At 68.7% G+C, this 17578-nt stretch carries 14 protein-coding genes and 3 riboswitches; of the genes, 12 read left to right on the top strand and 2 right to left on the bottom strand.

The annotated features are described in order from the left end of the window. The first annotated feature begins 27 nt into the window (after nucleotides 1–27). Entirely contained in the window at nucleotides 28–1293 is a 1266-nt protein-coding gene (locus AC5RUP_RS05720) for an MFS transporter (protein WP_494154685.1), read from the top strand. 103 nt (nucleotides 1294–1396) lie between these two features. Here the strand turns inward: AC5RUP_RS05720 and AC5RUP_RS05715 are convergent, their stop codons facing one another. Then, nucleotides 1397–3331 carry an HNH endonuclease signature motif containing protein gene (locus AC5RUP_RS05715; RefSeq protein ID WP_494158361.1) on the bottom strand — a complete coding sequence of 645 codons (1935 nt, stop codon included), beginning with the start codon at nucleotides 3329–3331 and terminating at the stop codon, nucleotides 1397–1399. Between the two features lie 313 nt (nucleotides 3332–3644). Beyond that, a complete protein-coding gene (gene serC, locus AC5RUP_RS05710) occupies nucleotides 3645–4778 on the bottom strand; it encodes a phosphoserine transaminase (protein WP_494154518.1) in 1134 nt (377 codons plus the stop codon). 248 nt (nucleotides 4779–5026) lie between these two features. On the opposite strand from serC, the gene AC5RUP_RS05705 reads away from it, so the two are divergent. The 11 genes from AC5RUP_RS05705 to AC5RUP_RS05655 all read left to right on the top strand — a co-directional run bounded on the left by AC5RUP_RS05705 (nucleotide 5027) and on the right by AC5RUP_RS05655 (nucleotide 17566). After that, the gene (locus AC5RUP_RS05705) at nucleotides 5027–5722 is read left to right on the top strand and encodes an iron-dependent transcriptional repressor DtxR (RefSeq protein ID WP_494154519.1); all 696 of its coding nucleotides are present in this window, start codon (nucleotides 5027–5029) and stop codon (nucleotides 5720–5722) included. Nucleotides 5723–5821: 99 nt separating this feature from the next. Then, nucleotides 5822–6035: riboswitch (cyclic di-AMP (ydaO/yuaA leader) on the top strand. Nucleotides 6036–6212: 177 nt separating this feature from the next. Next, entirely contained in the window at nucleotides 6213–6809 is a 597-nt protein-coding gene (locus AC5RUP_RS05700; RefSeq protein ID WP_494150433.1) for a M23 family metallopeptidase, read from the top strand. A gap of 117 nt (nucleotides 6810–6926) precedes the next feature. Further along, nucleotides 6927–7100: riboswitch (cyclic di-AMP (ydaO/yuaA leader) on the top strand. Between the two features lie 16 nt (nucleotides 7101–7116). Beyond that, entirely contained in the window at nucleotides 7117–7827 is a 711-nt protein-coding gene (locus AC5RUP_RS05695) for an NlpC/P60 family protein (protein ID WP_494154520.1), read from the top strand. 395 nt (nucleotides 7828–8222) lie between these two features. After that, nucleotides 8223–8391, top strand: a riboswitch (cyclic di-AMP (ydaO/yuaA leader). Nucleotides 8392–8395: 4 nt separating this feature from the next. Then, nucleotides 8396–9187 carry an NlpC/P60 family protein gene (locus AC5RUP_RS05690; RefSeq protein ID WP_494158360.1) on the top strand — a complete coding sequence of 264 codons (792 nt, stop codon included), beginning with the start codon at nucleotides 8396–8398 and terminating at the stop codon, nucleotides 9185–9187. A 319-nt stretch (nucleotides 9188–9506) separates the two neighbouring features. Further along, on the top strand, nucleotides 9507–10007 hold the full coding sequence (locus tag AC5RUP_RS05685) for an HNH endonuclease (protein ID WP_494069377.1): 501 nt from the start codon (nucleotides 9507–9509) through the stop codon (nucleotides 10005–10007). Further along, a complete protein-coding gene (gene mobA, locus AC5RUP_RS05680) occupies nucleotides 10004–10705 on the top strand; it encodes a molybdenum cofactor guanylyltransferase (protein ID WP_494158359.1) in 702 nt (233 codons plus the stop codon). Before AC5RUP_RS05685 ends, mobA begins: the two co-directional genes overlap by 4 nt. Before the next feature lie 49 nt (nucleotides 10706–10754). Continuing rightward, a complete protein-coding gene (locus AC5RUP_RS05675; protein ID WP_494158358.1) occupies nucleotides 10755–11033 on the top strand; it encodes a DUF6457 domain-containing protein in 279 nt (92 codons plus the stop codon). Continuing rightward, a complete protein-coding gene (locus AC5RUP_RS05670; RefSeq protein ID WP_494158357.1) occupies nucleotides 11030–12199 on the top strand; it encodes a molybdopterin molybdotransferase MoeA in 1170 nt (389 codons plus the stop codon). The genes AC5RUP_RS05675 and AC5RUP_RS05670 overlap by 4 nt, the downstream gene beginning before the upstream one ends. Nucleotides 12200–12270: 71 nt before the next feature. Next, nucleotides 12271–13155: a formate dehydrogenase accessory sulfurtransferase FdhD gene (fdhD, locus tag AC5RUP_RS05665; RefSeq protein WP_494154473.1), complete on the top strand. Its 885-nt coding sequence runs from the start codon at nucleotides 12271–12273 to the stop codon at nucleotides 13153–13155. 51 nt (nucleotides 13156–13206) lie between these two features. Further along, a complete protein-coding gene (locus AC5RUP_RS05660) occupies nucleotides 13207–15516 on the top strand; it encodes an FdhF/YdeP family oxidoreductase (RefSeq protein ID WP_494154472.1) in 2310 nt (769 codons plus the stop codon). 169 nt (nucleotides 15517–15685) lie between these two features. Further along, nucleotides 15686–17566 carry an ABC transporter ATP-binding protein gene (locus AC5RUP_RS05655; protein WP_494154471.1) on the top strand — a complete coding sequence of 627 codons (1881 nt, stop codon included), beginning with the start codon at nucleotides 15686–15688 and terminating at the stop codon, nucleotides 17564–17566. Nucleotides 17567–17578: the final 12 nt, after the last annotated feature.

The raw sequence follows: 17578 nt of genomic DNA, 5'->3' as shown, positions 1-17578 counted from the left end.
GTATGCAGCCGGAAAGGGCGGTAAAGCGTGTTTCGTTCACTGAGGTTGTTCAACTACCGGATCTGGTTCATTGGGGCCTTGGTCTCCAATATCGGCACATGGATGCAGCGCACGGCGCAGGACTGGCTGGTCTACGACATCCTGACCGAGCAGGACGCCGCTGCCATGGGCATCGTCATGGCTCTGCAGATGGGGCCACAACTGGTCCTGGCCCCCTGGGCCGGGCTGGTTGCCGACCGCTTTGACCGGCAAAAGCTGCTGATGGCCACCCAGATTTCGATGGCCGTGCTGGGCTTGGCGTTGGGATTGATGGTGATCGCCGACGTCGCCCAGTTGTGGCACGTCTACGCCTTTGCCCTGGCACTCGGCATGGTGACAGCGGTGGATGCGCCGGCACGGCAGACGTTCGTCTCGGACGTGGTGCGCGACGATTACCTGCCCAACGCGGTGGCGCTGAACAGCACGTCCTTCAACCTGGCCAGGATGGTCGGGCCGGCCATTGCCGGTGTGCTCACCGTCGCCATCGGTCCCGGACCGGTATTTTTGATCAACACCGCCACCTTCGCGGCAATGATCGCGGCGCTGCTCGCCATCCGACGGCAGGAGCTTCACCTGCGGGAGAAGGCCGCCAAGGGACGCGGGCAGATCCTCGAAGGCTTCCGGTATGTGAAGCAGCGGCCCGACCTGGTGGTCGTGCTCGCTGCCATCTTTATCATCGGTACCTTCGGCCTGAACTTTTCCGTCTTTGTCGCCTCCATGGCGCGCACGGAGTTCGGCGGGCATGCCGGCGATTTCGGTTTGCTCTCCTCGGTCATGGCCGCGGGTTCGGTCACCGGTTCGCTGCTTAGCGCACGGCGGGACCGCCCCCGGCTGCGCTATATCTTCGGCGCGTCGGTGGCCTTCGGCATCGCCTGCACGGTGGCAGGGTTGGCCCCCACGGTTTGGCTGTTCGGGCTGGCGCTCGTGCCGGTCGGCGCTGCCGCCATCACGATCATGACCAGCGCCAATGCGTATGTGCAGACCACGACCGCTCCCATGATGCGCGGGCGCGTCATGTCTTTGTACATGGCCATCCTGATGGGTGGGACCCCGATCGGTGCGCCTCTGGTCGGTTTGGTGGCCAACAGCTTTGGCCCGCGCTGGGGGCTGGGGGTGGCCGCGCTGTCCGGCGTGGCCGCAGCCGCGATCGGGATCGTGTGGGCCTGGCGTGCCCACCACATGCGTCTGCGCTTCGACCGCTCTGCGGCCCGGAAACTAACCATCACCTACGGCGTGCCGGACCGGCGCGGCTAAGAGATTCCGAGACCGCAGGCGCCCCACGCACCCCGCATTCTCTGCTGAGGTTACGGCATTCTCCGCAGGCGCCCCGACATCTTCTGCTCGTGCCGCGGGAAGCTCAGAATGGGGGTGGCGCGTTGGGGTCGGTGTTGTCGTCGGGCAGTTCGATGCCGCCCAGCGATCGTTTTGGTGGTGCTTGGTCACCGCGGTCGCTGATGTCGCAGGCGGCGGCGTCTCCCGCGGCGGGTGCGGCGCCGTCGGTGTCTCTGGCTGCATCTGCGGCGCCGCGGGCGTTGTCTCCGGCTGCATCTGGGGCGCCGTCGGTGTTCTCTTCGTTTTCTCCGTTGGCTGGCGCTTCCGTGTCCTTTGGACGGGGCAGGAGGGTGTCCCAGCCCTCGTCCGGGTGGGTGGTCTTGCGGTGGCCGGTGCGCGTGGTCCATGTGATCTGACCGTGTGGGCCGGCCTCGGCTTGGATGTGCCCGGCGGTCTTCGACGCGTGGTGGGCGCTGCACAGGCACTGCAGGTTTTCCGGCAGGGTTGGCCCGCCGTCGTCCCACCCTTGGATGTGGTCGATTTCGCAGTATCTGGCGGCGCGGCGGCAGCCGGGGAAGCGGCAGTGCCGGTCCCGGACCCGGACCAGGCGTTTGAGCCATTCGGGCGGAGTCCGCAGTTTCCGGGCGGCCGCGATTGCCTGGCCGTGGTCGTCGGTGAGCACCGGCAACCAGGACTTGGCCAGCTGCGCCAGTTCCCGTCCCATGCCTGCCGGGATCCGGCCGTGCCCGGCCAAGTCCCCGGGCTCCTCGCTCAATCCCAGCAGCGTGGCCAGGGGCACCGTGACCAGCATCCCCGGCCCCGCACCACCACAGTTACCGCCGCTGGGTGTGGCCTGGGCGCCCCCATCGCCCGCGGTCGTCGGCTCTGGAACGACAGTCCCGTCCCCGGACACGCCTCCAACGAAGCGGCCGCTGCCGCTGCCGGCGGTTACCGGTGCCACGGCCGGCGCCGCCGGTACGGTGTCGTTCGCCGTCGTAGTATCCGCCGCGGCGGCCGGGCAGGTGCGGCCGGCCAGTATGAGGTCAGAGAACACGTCGGCGCGGAGTTGGGGCAGGGCCCTGGCCTCGTCCGGGCCTTGGAGGGAGCTAGCTGTGGCTTGGATCCGGTCGAAGACCAGGTGCGCCTTGTCCGCGCTGGTCCGGATCCACAGTTCGGCCATCCCGTCGTCCTGGTCGGTCAGTTGCACGTCGCGGGACTCGTTCGCCCGCCGGTGCCGTTGGGCCAGGGATTCCGGGTGTAGCCGGTCCCGCATCCGCCGGGCCCGGGACCGGACGGTATCCAGTGTGACGTCCCCGGCGCCGGGCAGCACCGCGGCCTCGAAATCCTGCAGGCATTCGGCCGGCAGGTCCGCGCAGCCGCGGGCCAGCGCCTTCGCGCGCGACAAGTCCAGGTCGCTGCGGCCCATCGCCTCGAGAGTGCCCGGCAGGTGCGTGCAGATCTGCCGGGCGTCGGCCAGCATGGCCCGCGCCGCGGCGTCACCGGTGCACAGATGCGCCGAGATCTCCTGGCGCGCGAAGCGGGAAAAGCCTTCCGGGTCGCGGTCCCCGCCCATCCCGGGACGCAGCCGGGCGAAGCGGTCCAACGCCTTGACCCGGCAGGACTGCACCCACGCCTCCACCCGCGCCGCAGCCAAAAGATAATCCATGGTCTGCACGTCATCCAGTTCCGTCGGCTCCACCACCGCCAACAAACCGGCCAGCACGGCAGGCACCCCCACCCCGCCCTCGGGCACCACAGGCTCACCGCCCGCGTCCTCCGGCACTACGGGCAGGCCTACCCCGCTGGCCGAGCTGGGATCAGATGTATCAGGGTCAGCGGCAGCCGGAAAGAGCCCGGCGCGATCAGGCCCGATGCCATACCGCCGGAGCAGCGCTTCTGCCACCACGTGCTGCAGCAGCGCTTCCAGCAGGGAACTGTCCGGACGCGAGGGCACCCCAAGGTCCATCACCAGTCCCTGTCCCGGAACCGGGAATCGAAGCTCGTCGCCCTCGCCCTCCATATCCACACGCTATCTGCTGCATCGGACAGTCTAGGGGCGAGCATTCAGGCTCGCTGGACGGCGGGACGACGCTGGTGGGACGCAACGCTGCCGGCACCATCGTGCACAGGCGAGCTGCTGACGCACGCCAATGAGGCACGCCGCTGACGCAGACTGCCGACGCAGACTGCTGACGCAGACTGCTGACGCACGTCGCTGACGCTCACCCCTGGCGCAACGCCCTAGGCAACGCTGCCAACGCATAAGGTCCCGCCGCCGCGAACGGAAGCCGGACCTTTGCGAAGCGGCGCGACGCCGGGGGGACGTCGGGGAGTCAGCCCTGCAGCCGGTCCACCACGTAGTCGATGCAGGCCAGCAGTGCGCTGACGTCCTCCGGCTCCACGGCGACAAAGGTGGCGATGCGCAGCTGGTTGCGGCCGAGCTTGCGGTACGGCTCAACGTCCACCACTCCGTTAGCGCGCAGCACCTTGGCGACCGCTGCGGCGTCAACCGAGTCGTCGAAGTCCACCGTCGCAATGACGTTGGAGCGGTGCTCCGGGTTCGCCACATACGGGGTCGCCACGGCGGAAGCCTCCGCCCACTGGTACACCCGTCCTGCCGAATCGGCGGTGCGGCCGGAAGCGAAGTCCAGGCCGCCGTTGCCGTTCAGCCACTCGATCTGGGCGTTGAGCGTGACCAAGGTTGCCAGCGCGGGCGTGTTGTAGGTCTGGTTCTTCAGCGAGTTGTCGATGGCCGTTTCCAGATTGAGGAAGTCGGGAATCCACCGGTCGGTGGCACCGATCCGGGCGGCCCGTTCCAGCGCCGCGGGGGAGAAGACGCCCAGCCACAGGCCGCCGTCGGACGCGAAGTTTTTCTGGGGCGCGAAGTAGTAGACGTCGCTCTGCGTGACGTCGACGTCGAGCCCGCCCGCTGCGGAGGTGGCGTCGATGAGGACCAAGGCTCCGTCGTCGGCACCATCCACACGCTGCACCGGAGCGGCCACGCCGGTGGAGGTTTCGTTCTGCGCCCACGCATAGACATCCACGCCGGCCTCTGCCCGCGGCTCCGGCCGGGAGCCGAATTCCGAAGTGATGATGCTGGACTCGGCCAGGAACGGAGCCTTGTTGGTGGCCGCGGCGAACTTGGAACTGAACTCCCCGAAGGACAGGTGCTGGGCCTTCTGCTCTACCAGTCCGAAGGACGCAACGTCCCAAAACGCCGTCGAGCCGCCAACGCCGAGGATGACCTCGTAGCCCTGCGGCGCCTTGAAGAACTCCTTGAGCCCTTCGCGGACGCTGCCCACGAGATTCTTCACCGGTGCCTGACGGTGCGACGTGCCCAGGAGGTTCTTGCCGGCGGCGACCAGGGCGTCGACCTGTTCCGGGCGCACCTTGGACGGGCCGGCGCCAAAACGCCCGTCCTTCGGCAGCAGGTCGGCGGGAATGCTGATGGACTGGGTATCGCTCATGAATACCTTTCCTGGCGTGGTGGCAATGATCTCGATGGCGGTTCGCCGTTGAACGCCCGTCTCATTCTGCCTCAACGCAAAGGGCTGCCGTTAGTTGAAGCTGGCATTGTTGCGTTGGCCGCTCGGCGCGTCAGCCCGCGGCGTAGCTGCCGGTCCGGTAAGGAAAACAGGCTAGGCTGGGGAGGGGAAAACACCCTCATGCAAGCTGCTGGAGCAGCCTTTTCACCGCGCCGAGGAGCAAGAAGCCATTGACTGATCTCATCGACACTACCGAGATGTACCTGCGCACTATCCTCGAGCTCGAAGAAGAGAACATCGTCGCGCTGCGCGCCAGGATCGCCGAGCGGCTGCGGCACTCGGGCCCGACCGTGTCGCAGACGATCGGGCGGATGGAACGGGACGGACTCGTAGTCGTCACCGGCGACAGGCATCTGGAACTGACCGAGCTGGGCCGTCGAAAAGCAACCGAAGTGATGCGCAAGCACCGGCTGGCCGAGCGGTTGCTCTCCGACGTCATCGGACTGGACTGGGCCTACGTGCATGACGAGGCCTGCCGCTGGGAGCACGTGATGAGCGAGCGGGTCGAGCAGCGGCTCTACGAACTGCTGGGCAGGCCGACGGTTTCGCCGTACGGCAATCCCATCCCGGGCCTGGAAGCGCTCGGGGGCCAGCCGGCCGAAGTGTTCACCACCGGCGTGCTCAATCTGGCACAGGCCATGGGCAGCTACACGTCCGACAAAGAGGTGAGCATCGTCAGGCTGGCGGAGCCCATCCAGGTGGAACCGGAACTATTGCTCCAGCTGGAAGAGGGCGGGCTGAAGCCCGGCGCAAGCCTTCAGTTGGAGACCGCCGGCGAGTACATTTCCGTGCGCGTGCCGGGGATCGAAGGGGCCTTGGAACTGCCTCCGGAAGTTGCCGCGCACATCTTTGTATCAATGCGATGAAACGTTGACCCTTGAAAACACGCACCCCGGATAACGGATTTATTACTTTCGCGGAGTTTTACGTATAGTTGACCCGGGCATCGAGACATCGATTCCCACACCCTTCGCAAGCCGAACCCTGTCGGCGGAGGCGTGTATCCGTGAGACAGGGGCGGAGGACCCACCAAGCGGCAGTTTGTTCGCTGCCTTGGGGTGAAGCCGCAGCGGGCAAAGCCCCGGTGAATCGTTCCACCGGCGCTCTGTGCGGTGTGGCCGAGTTTTCTCTTGACTCGAATCCGACAGCTAACTTCGCAGGCGCTTTGGGAGAGGTAAAAGAATTTTGGCAGGACACAAAGCCTCGGGACGGCGCCGTTCAACCGCCCCGGCCGAACACTCACGCCCACGTGCCGCAACAGCCGGCCGACGCCGCGCCCAGCCGGCACCCTCGCCGGTAGCAGCAGCCGCACGCGACGTCGGGCATAAGACAGCGATCGTTGCAGCCGCCTCCGGGATGGCCCTGACCGTGATGCTGCCGACGACGGCCGGCGCCACTGCCGACGCCCCGCAGGATGCCCCGGCCGCCAGCAGCATCTCCGCCGCCACCGAAGCCCGGCTGACGTTTGAGCGTGCCGGACTGACCAGCAAGTTCGACCCGGACACGAAGCTGAAGCAGGTCATGGTCGCCTCGGGCAGCAATGCCCAGGTGGTCAGCAGCGAAGGCTCCCTCTCGCAGCCGATGGACGAGCTGACCATGACCTCGCCGTTCGGCTACCGCGTCAGTCCCATCACCGGCTACGCCGGGGAGCTGCATACCGGCCAGGACTACGGAGCAGCCTGCGGCACCCCGGTCCACGCAGCGGCCGGCGGGACCGTCGTCGAGGCGGGCTTCCAGGTCGGCGGCGGCGGCAACCGGATCGTGGTGGACCACGGCAACGGCCTGAAGACCACCTACAACCACCTGAGCACCATTGACACCTCGGTCGGTGCGACCGTGCAGCGCGGGGAGATGGTGGGCCAAAGCGGCACCACCGGCGCGTCAACCGGCTGCCATCTCCACTTCGAAGTAATGGTCAACGACAAGCTGGTGGACCCCACCGGCTGGCTGTGATGAACACGCCGTAACCGGAACGTGACACATCCCGCAAACTGTTATAAGGTTTCACCCGTGCCAGTCGTCAACAGGCTGGCACCTTCGGGCGGAATGCCGAACTCTGCCGTCGCCCGAAGTTCGTTCGCACCGAATCGCATGGCAGAGGCGGGGGAACCACTTCCCGGACATCGCACGGTGTCCTTGGGGTAAAGCCGAGCAGGCCCGGGCCACCAGCCCGCAAGCCGGCCGGCCGGATGAACTCCCATCCGAACCCGACAGCTCACTTCGCAGGCATTTGGGAGAGGTACAGACCGTGTCCAAGAGCATTACTGCGGGCCGCCATCGTGCGACCCCCGTCCGCACGAGCCCGCTTGAGACGATTTCCAAGGCTGTGTCCGCGAATGCGGGAACCATGGGACGTCAGGGTGCCGTGATCGCCGCCGCTACCGGCCTGGTTCTGACCGGTACCATCCCGGCCCAGGCCGTCAACGCTGACCGAGGGGTCGAGGCCCCGGCCCGCGTGCAGGTGGAAGCCGTGCAGGCCTCCGCAGCCGTGAAGCTGACCTTCGAACGCGCGGGGATCACCTCCACTCCCGCACCGGAGCCGGTTGTCCAGGCCGTCTCCAACGAAATCAACCCCACGACCGGCAACGACGCCGGGTCGAACGAAACCAAGACCGTCAAGAAGGCCGGCGAGGCTGCCGCCAGCGGAGCCGCAGGCGCCATCGTCGCGGCCGCCTACGGACAGATCGGTGTCGCCCAGGACTGCACGGCCCTGGTCGAGAACGCCCTGCGCGCGGCAGGCTTCGCGGTGGGCGACCTGGCCCCGGCGCAGTTCTTTGCCTACGGCACGCAGGTGGCCACCCCGCAGCCCGGCGACATCATCTACTACGCCAACGGCGGCGCCGGCGTGGCCCACGTGGCCATCTACGTCGGCAACGGCCAGGCGGTCCACGGTGGGTGGGCGGGCTACAGCACTGTCCTGGGCAGCGCCTACATCGGCTCCGGCCCGGTCTTCATCCGTCCTGCAGGCTAAACCCTTCCTGTCACGGTTTTCTCGCGGCGCGTCCTTCGGGGCGCGCTGCGGGCGTTAAAACCCGGTGCGCGGAAGATCTGCGCGGAAACGGCGCGGGGACGGCGCGGGGACGACGGCGCGCAACGACGGCGCGGCGCCACACGCGGAAGGCCTGCGCGGAAACGGCGCCTGGAGCTTGGGCGAGGCCCCGAGACGCAAGCGGCACGCTTCGTACCAACGCCGTCCCGGAACCGTCCGGAAGGAGGGCTCCGAGGGCCTGTCGTAATCAAAACATCACCGCGCCGTGATCAGAATGTGACAATGCGTGATTGATCGTATACGCTCTAACGCGTGCCAGTTGCCAAACGGCTGGGACCTCCGGGTGGATTGCCGAGCTCTGCCACCGTCCGGAGTCCGTTCGCAAAAAACTTCGCGGGCAGAGGCGGGGGAACCAATTTCGGGTTCCGTACAGGAACCCTTGGGGTTAAGTCGCCAGCACTCTCAGGCATTGCCGGGGAGGGCTGCGGCCGGATGCACTCCCATCCGAATCCGACAGCTCACCTCGCAGGCATTGGGAGAGGCCTTTAACGTGTTCAATGACACCGCTACGGGGCGCCACCGCGCCGTTTCCGTCCGCACCAACCCGCTGGAGACGATTTCCAAAGCCGTCTCGTCCAATGCCGGATCCATGGGTCGCTCGGCAGCCGTGATCGCTGCCGCGTCCGGACTGGCCCTGACCGCCGCGGTTCCCGCGCAGTCAACCTCCATCGAACGCACCGCATCCACCGTGTCCGTTCCCAGCCGCGTGCAGGTGGACACCGTCCAGGCTTCGAGTGCCGTCGAGCTGACCTTCTCGCGTCCCGCCATCAAGTCCACTCCGGCCCCGGAGCCTGAGCCTGTTGTCGAAGCCGTGGCCGAGGAAGTGGCCCCGGTTGTCGAGGAGGCCGCAGACACCGCCCAGGGCGCCGTCCAGGCCGCCGCTCCCGCGGTCGAGGTCAAGGCCGCCGCCGCTCCCGCGGCCAAGGCAGCGCCGGCCAAGGCCGAAGCTTCCGCTAGCGGCGTGGCCTCCACCCTGGTGTCCTCCGCGTACGGCCAGATCGGCATCTCGCAGGACTGCACCGCCATGGTGGAGAAGGCCCTGCGCGCCGCCGGCTTCTCGGTGGGCGACCTCGCACCCGCACAGTTCTTCAGCTACGGCACCCAGGTGTCCACCCCGCAGCCGGGCGATCTGCTCTACTACTCCGACGGCGGCGCAGGCGTTGCGCACATCGCCATCTACGTGGGCAACGGCCAGGCCATCCACGGCGGCTGGACCGGTTACACCACCGCACTGGCCAGCGCGGACGTCGGATCCGGCTACGTAGCCATCCGCGTCAACTAGGCAACAGCCTTCTCCGGTCCGCAGGGACCGTCCCGACGGCCCCGGTCCACGCCCAGCGCGTGCACCGGGGCCGTCGGCGTTTCCGGGCGGACAGACGCCTGCGCTGGACCGGCCTCGTCAGGGCCCACGGCGGGCCCCGCGGGTGCCCTCCGCCGGGCCGCCGGACCGCCGGCGGCACCATTCAGACGGCCCACAGGCGGCGAAAAAGTTAGCGCGGAACGCACTCGCCGTCATACTCTTTGACTGTCAGTGCAGAAAATCCAGTCCCGGACCGGGATCTGAAGCGCCGGTCGGGTTGGCCAGACCTAGAGGAATGTGCATGCGCACACTCGTCCTGAATGCTGGTTACGAGCCCCTGGCGGTTGTCACCTTCCGCCGGGCGCTGCTTCTTGTGCTCACCGGAAAAGCCAGCGTGCTTGCCGAAGACGGAGACCCCGTCGTCGGCCCCAACGACATACTGGGCCGACCCTCGGTCATCCTGCTCAACCGCTACATTAAGATGCCGTACAACAAGGACACCGCGGTCACCCGCCGCGGCGTCCTGCGCCGCGACAACCACCTCTGCGCCTACTGCGGGAAGACAGCCACCACGGTGGACCATGTCAAGCCCCGGTCCCGCGGGGGAGAAGACAGTTGGGAGAATTTGGTGGCCTGCTGCCTGCGCTGCAACAACGCCAAGGGCGACCGCACGCTGGCCCAAATGGGCTGGAGCCTGCGCTTCACGCCCCGGCCGCCCAGCGGCGCCCGCTGGCGGATCCGCGACCTGGACCGCCCCGCCCCGGCCTGGAGCCAGTTCCTCGACACCCATACCGCCGCGTGACGGCTCCGATTTTCGACGCCGTCGTGCTGGCCGGCGGCCGGTCCTCGCGCCTGGGCGGCAGCCCCAAGGCACTGTTGCGGCTCGAGGGATCCACCCTGTTGCGCCGCACGCTGGAGGCCGTCCGCGGGGCCCACCGGGTCTCCGTCGTCGGCCCCGATGACCTGTCGGAGGAAGTGGAAGCGTTCCGCCGCACGCTCGTTCCGCGGCCGCTGCGGCTGACGCTCACCCGGGAAGACCCGCCGTTCTCCGGCCCGGCAGCGGGCATCGCGGCGGGGATCCAGGCGCTGTTACGGGACGACGACGGCGGTGCCTCCCGGCGGGCGCAGGACGACGACGGCGGTGGCTCTCGGCGGGCGCCGTTCACGCTGCTCCTCGCCTGCGACATGCCGATGCTGGCCGGGCTGCCGGAACTTCTGCTGCGCCACGCCGTCGGCCGGCCGGAAGCCAGGCTGTGGATCCCGGTGGACGCCGACGGCAAACAGCAGCCGCTGGCTTGCTGCGCGGACAGCGCAGCGTTGGAGGCGGCGGTGCGCAACGCCGGGGGAGCGGCCGGGCTGGCCGGCCAGCCGGTCAGGCGGCTGCTCGGCGGCCTGCCGGCTGCCGAGATCAGGCTCGAGGGTCTATCAGGGGACCACACCTCTGACGTCGACACCTGGGACGACGCGGGCCGCTTTGGCATTGCCCGGCCCGCGCCGTAGCCTGAAACAAGCGTTGTACTTGCCCGCACCGGGCGGATCGGAGGCCATTGTGTCCGGAGCGGCCGAAAAGCTCTCCCCCTTTGTCAGCGAACTGCTCCAGGCGCTGGAAATCGAAGACACGCCCGTTGACATCGACGCCGTGCTGGGGCTGGCCGGCGTCGCGGCGCACAGCGTGGTCCGCCCGGCGGCGCCGCTGACCACCTTCGTGGTGGGCTACGCCGCCGGCCTTGCCGCAGCCACCGGACAGGCCACACCCGAGGTGGCCATGCGCGCCGCCTCCAGGGTGGCCGACGAAGTGGCGCGCCGGCACGGCGCAGTGCAGGAGTGAGCGGCTCCGGCCTGCGCTGGGACGATGCCCGCAGAGCCGCCTATGCCGCCGGCCGGAAGGCGGGGCGGCCTCACCCCGCGAACGAGGAGCTGACCGCCTGCGCCGGGCGCACGCTGGCCCGCGACCTGACGGCCCTGGTTCCGGTCCCGCACTACGCCTCCTCCGCCATGGACGGCTGGGCCGTTGCCGGCACGGGGCCGTGGCAGTTGGTGCCGGCCGGCAGCGCCCTGCGGCCCGGACTGGCCGCCCCGGTCGTCACCGGAGGGCTGATCCCCAACGGCACGGACAGCGTGCTGCGCAGCGAATGCGGCACCGCGGCGACTGACCGGCTGGAGCTGTGCGCGGGAACCGACGCGCGGGAACTGGCCCCCGGGCGGCACATCCGTCCGGCCGGCGAAGAGACCGCCGCCGGCGCCGTCGTCATCTCCGCCGGAACCGTGCTGACCCCCGCGCATCTGGCCGTCGCGGCCGTGTGCGGCCACGACGCGCTCCCCGTTGCCCCCGTGCCGCAGCTGGCCCTGCTGCTCACGGGCGACGAAGTCGTCACCTCCGGCATTCCCGCGCCGGGCCGGGTCCGGGACACGTTCGGGCCGACGCTGCCGGCCATCATCGCCCGGCTCGGCGGCCACGTGATGGACAGCCGGCGGCTGCCCGACGACTTCGCGGCCACCGCGGAAGCCATCGCCGGCTGCGGCGGCGACGTCGTGGTCACCACCGGCGGAACCGGCCACTCCTCCGCCGACCATCTGCGCCGGGTGCTGGACGCGGACGCGGCCACGATCCTGGTCCCGTCCATCCGGATGCGCCCGGGGCATCCGGCACTGCTGGCCCGGCTGGCAGACGGCCGGCTGCTGGTGGGCCTGCCGGGCAATCCGCTGGCCGCCATGATGGCGCTGCTGACACTGGCGGCTCCGGTGCTGGCCGGGATGACCGGCCGGCCGCTGGCCCCGCTGCGCAGCGTGTCCGCCGGGACTGCCATGCCGCCGTTGCACGATCAGGACCGGCTGGTGCCCTATGGCCTGTCGCCGGATGGAGGTGCCGTCCCCGCGGACCGCATCGGTTCGGCGATGATGCGGGGACTGGCGGCCGCCGAAGGGGTGATGGTGGTGCCGGCCGCCGGCGCCGAACCCGGCGAGCAGTTGCCGGCCCTCGAACTGCCCTGGTAACGACGTGTCCTGCTGAGCCATACAGCCCTGTGGCTGCCTTACCCTTGTTACAGGCAGTAGAGGAGAACTTCATGGGCCGCTTGACGCAGCGCCGCAAGGTGCTCAAACTCAGTCTCGATGCGCCGCCGCGCCGCCGCGAGGACGTGATGGCGGTGGAAGAGCCGCTGGAGATCCGGCTGGCCGGCCGCGCGTTCTCCATCACCATGCGCACCCCGGGCGACGACTTCGACCTGGTGGCCGGCTTCCTGGTCTCCGAGGGCGTCATCTGGTCGCCCGAACACCTCGTCTCGATGCGCTTCTGCGCCGGCGAGGACGAGGATGGGCGGCAGACCTTCAACGTGGTGGAGGCCCAGTTGGCGCCGGGGGTGGCGCTGCCGGATCCGCGGCTCGACCGGCAGGTGGTCACTAGCAGCGCGTGCGGCATCTGCGGCACCGCCTCGATCGACGCCGTGACGAAACGCTCCCGCTTCCCGCTGCAGAATGACGACGGCGGAGCCTCCCTGGGCCCGGACGGCATCGGTGCCGGCGGCGACGTGCCGCTGGACATCCTGCTGCAGTTGCCGGACCGGCTGCGCGAACAGCAGCAGGTCTTCGAGCGCACCGGCGGCGTCCACGCCGCCGGCCTGTTCAGCGTCGCGGGCGAACTGCTCTGCCTGCGCGAAGACGTGGGCCGGCACAACGCGGTGGACAAGGTGGTGGGTTGGGCGCTGCGCGAGGGTCGGCTGCCGCTGCGCAACACGGTGCTGCAGGTCTCCGGGCGCGCCTCGTTCGAATTGGTCCAAAAGGCCTATCTCGCAGGCATCCCCGTCCTCTCGGCGGTGAGCGCGCCGTCCTCGCTCGCCGTCGAACTGGCGGAAAAGGTGGGGCTGACGCTGGCCGGCTTCAGCCGCGGCCGCAGCATTAACGTCTATGCCCACCCGGAACGGGTGGGCGCCGCCGTCGGGAATTTCGTGTGAGACGCGCCGGGTGAGTCGGGGAACCGGTGTGAGCCGGGATACATTAGGGGCATGACTCGTCCGGCACCCGTGAATGACATTGATGAAAGCACCCTGAAGGTCAAGGAACCGAAGAAGGTCGCCGCCGGTATTCCGGCGGTGAAGGTTGCGTTGGAGCGCGGCATCGAACAGGCCGGCGTCTCCCGCACCGCCCGGTCCTTGCTCAGGATCAACCAGCGGGGCGGTTTCGACTGCCCGGGTTGCGCCTGGCCCGAATCCATCACCGGTCCGCGCAAGCCGGCCGAGTTCTGCGAAAACGGCGCCAAGGCCGTCGCGGAGGAGAACACGAAGCGCACCGTCACGCCCGAGTTCTGGGCGCGCCACTCCATCGAAGAGCTCTCCACGAAGACCGAGTACTGGCTGGGCCAGCAGGGCCGGATCACGGAGCCGGTCATCATCCGCGAGGGCGAGACGCACTATTCGCCGATCTCGTGGGCGGACGCGTTCAGCCTGATTGGCGAACGCATCAGGGCCACGACGCCGGACCGCTGCGTGTTCTACACCTCGGGCCGGACCGCCAACGAGACCGCGTTCATGTACCAGCTGTTCGCACGCTCGCTGGGCACCAACAACCTGCCGGACTGCTCCAACATGTGCCACGAGTCCTCCGGCAGCGCGCTGAACCCGACCATCGGCATCGGCAAGGGCACCGTGTCGCTGGAGGACATCCACCACTCGGAGCTGATCTTCGTGGTGGGACAGAACCCCGGGACCAACCATCCGCGCATGCTCTCCGCGCTCAAGGAGTGCAAGGACAACGGCGGCACCATCGTGGCGGTGAACCCGCTGCCCGAAACCGGCCTGATGGCGTTCAAGGACCCGCAGTCGGTGGACGGGCTGCTGCGCGGCGGCACCGCGCTGGCCGACGAATTCCTGCAGATCAAGGTGGGCGGGGACCTCGCCCTCTTCCAGGCGCTGGGACACCTGCTGCTGGAAGAAGAAGACCGCGCGCCGGGCACCGTCGTGGACAAGGCGTTCATCGAGGCGAACACCGAAGGTTTCGAGGAGTACGTCGAAGCCCGCCGGCACATCGACTGGACCGAAACGGAGAAGGCCACCGGGCTGTCGCGGCTGGAGATCGCCAAGGTCGCCGGGCTGCTGGCCAAGTCCACGGCCACCATCATCTGCTGGGCGCTGGGCCTGACCCAGCAGCCGCATTCGGTCGATACCCTGCGCGAGATCGTGAACCTGCTGCTGCTCCAGGGCAACTTCGGCAAGCCCGGGGCGGGCGCCTGCCCGGTCCGCGGCCACTCCAACGTCCAGGGCGACCGCACCATGGGCATCTGGGAGAAGCCCAAGGAATGGATGCTGGCGGCGCTGGACAAGGAGTTCGGCATCACCTCGCCGCGCGAGCACGGCGTCGATTCCACCGAGGCGATCGACCGCTTCCACGAGGACAAGGTCGACGTCTTCGTCTCCATGGGCGGCAACTTCGCGCTGGCCAACTCGGAGACCGAGCTGCTCGAGAGCGGGATGATGAAGGCCGGCCTGACCGTGCACGTCTCCACCAAACCCAACCGCTCCCACGTGGTGCACGGCAAGACGTCGCTGATCCTGCCGACGCTGGGCCGCACCGACCGGGATGACAAGCATCCGAAGGGCGCCCAGTTCCTCTCGGTGGAAGACTCCATGTCCGTCGTCCGGTCCACGCAGGGCCGGCTGGAGCCGGTCAGCGAGCACCTGCTGGCCGAACCGGTGATCATCGCGCGGATGGCCCAGGCCACCTTCGGCGACGACCACCCGGTGGACTGGCGGGCGATGGCCGAGGACTACGACGTAATCCGGGACCACATCTCCCGCGTGCTGCCGGGCTTCGAGGACTTCAACACGCGGATCCGGAACAAGAGCGGCTTCGTGCTGCCGAACCCGCCGCGCGACACGCGGTCCTTCGCCACCGACATCGGCAAGGCACGGTTTACGGTCAGCCCGCTGGAGTACCTGGAGGCGCCCGAGGGACACCTGATCCTGCAGACCATGCGCAGCCACGACCAGTACAACACCACGTTCTACGGCCTGGACGACCGCTACCGGGGCATCTCCAACGGGCGGCGGGTCATCCTGGTGCACCCCGACGACCTGGCCGAACTGGGCTTCGCCGACCGCGACCTGGTGGACGTGATCAGCACGTTCAAGGGCACCGAGCGCCGCGCGGACGAGTTCCGCCTGGTGTCCTACCCGACGGCGCGGGGCTGCGCGGCCGCCTACTTCCCGGAGGCCAACGCGCTGGTCCACCGGGACCTGGTGGCACGGGAGTCCAACACTCCGGGCTTCAAGGCGATGACGGTCCGCTTCGTTCCGCACGAGGAGAAGCAGCTCAGCTGACGCCGGGCGGGTGAAAGGCGCCGGTCCTGCACTCGTCAGGCCGGCGCCTTTCGCCTGCCCGGCAGCGCAATCCCGGACAGCTTCCGGCCGCATGGCCGCCGGCAGGAACACCAGGGCGCTCGGAATGGTTCTAGGGTGGCAGTAGCACCATCAGCCGTTAGGAGCCATCATGTCCATGGAAGGGGCAGCCTGGAGTTCGCTGTACCGGCTTTCGCACTCGAAGGAGCAGAAGTCCTTCTCGCGGGAGACTGTCCGCCGGACCTTTGCGTTCGCCGCGCCCTACAAGGGCAAGATCGTGGTCTTTGTGCTGCTCTCCGTGGTCACAGCCACGCTGGCCGTCGCCACGCCGGTTCTCGCCGGCCGGGTGGTGGACGCGATCGTGGCCCGGACCGGCGTCGAGGTAGTGATCTGGCTCGCCGTCGTCATCGCCCTGGTGGCCATCGCCGACGCCGGGCTCAGCATGGTGACCCGGTGGATTTCCTCCGGGCTGGGCGAGGACATCATCCTGGACCTGCGCACCGCCGTGTTCGACCACGTCCAGAAGATGCCGATCGCCTTCTTCATGCGCACCCGCACCGGCGCGCTGGTCAGCCGGCTGAACAACGACGTCATCGGGGCGCAGCGGGCCTTTGCGGGAACGCTCTCCGGCGTGGTGAGCAACCTCGTGGCGCTGATCCTCACGCTGATCGTCATGCTGAACACCTCCTGGCAGGTCACCCTGCTGGCGCTGCTGCTGCTGCCGGTGTTCCTGCTGCCGGCCCGCCGGATGGGCAGCCGGCTCGCCGAACTGCGCCGGGAAACCGCCAACCACAACGCCGCCATGAGCACGCAGATGACCGAACGGTTCTCCGCGCCCGGGGCCACGCTGGTCAAGCTCTTCGGCCGGCCCGCCGACGAGTCCCGCGAGTTCAAGCTCCGGGCCCAGCGCGTGCGCGACATCGGCATCAAGACGGCGGTGATGCAGTGGGTGTTCGTCACGGCGCTCACCCTGGTCTCGGCGCTGGCCCTGGCCCTGGTCTACGGCCTCGGTGGTTTCTACGCGATCATCGGCCAGCTGGATCCGGGCGAGGTAGTGACGCTGGCTCTCCTGCTCACCCGCCTGTACGCGCCGCTGACGGCCCTGGCGAACGCCCGGGTGGAGATCTCCAGTGCGCTGGTCAGCTTCGAGCGCGTCTTCGAGGTGCTGGACCTGAAGCCCCTGATCACCGAAAAGGACGACGCCGCTGCCGTGCCGCCGGGCCCCGTCTCCGTCGAGTTCAAGGACGTGCGGTTCGCCTACCCGTCCGCGGACAAGGTGTCGCTGGCCTCGCTGGAGGAAGTGGCCACCCTCGACGCCCGTGGCGGCGAGGAGGTGCTGCACGGGATCAGCTTCCGGGTGGAGCCGGGCCAGACGGTGGCGCTGGTGGGCTCCTCCGGGGCCGGAAAATCCACCATGGCTCAACTGTTGGCCCGCCTGTACGACGTGGACTCCGGTTCCGTCGAGCTTTCGGGCACCGATGTCCGTGACCTGAGCTTCGAGGCCCTGCGCGGCACCATCGGCATGGTGACCCAGGACGGGCACCTGTTCCACGAGACCATCCGCTCCAACCTGCTGTTGGCCCGGCCGGAGGCCAGCGACGAGGAGATTTGGGACGTGCTGCGCCGCGCCCGGCTGCAGGACCTGATCCGTTCCCTGCCGGACGGCCTGGACACCATGGTGGGGGAGCGCGGCTACCGGCTCTCCGGCGGCGAACGGCAGCGGATGACCATCGCCCGCCTGCTGCTGGGCCATCCCCGGGTGGTGATCCTGGACGAGGCGACGGCGGCCTTGGACTCCACCAACGAAGCCGCCGTGCAGGCGGCGCTCAGCGAGGCACTCGAGGGGCGCACCGCCGTCGTCATTGCCCACCGGCTGTCCACCGTGCGCTCCGCCGACCGGATCCTGGTCATTGAGGGCGGCCGGATTGCGGAGCAGGGCACGCACGCCGAGCTGCTGGCTTTGGAGGGCCGCTACGCCGAGCTGTACCGGACCCAGTTCCTCAGCGACACCCGGGTGGCCGGTTTGGCCTGAGGGCGGCGGTCC

The organism is Arthrobacter sp. Y3223151 (assembly GCF_059091125.1).
The sequence above is the reverse complement of the archived record's forward strand: the minus strand, read 5'-3'. Positions and strand labels throughout refer to the sequence as shown.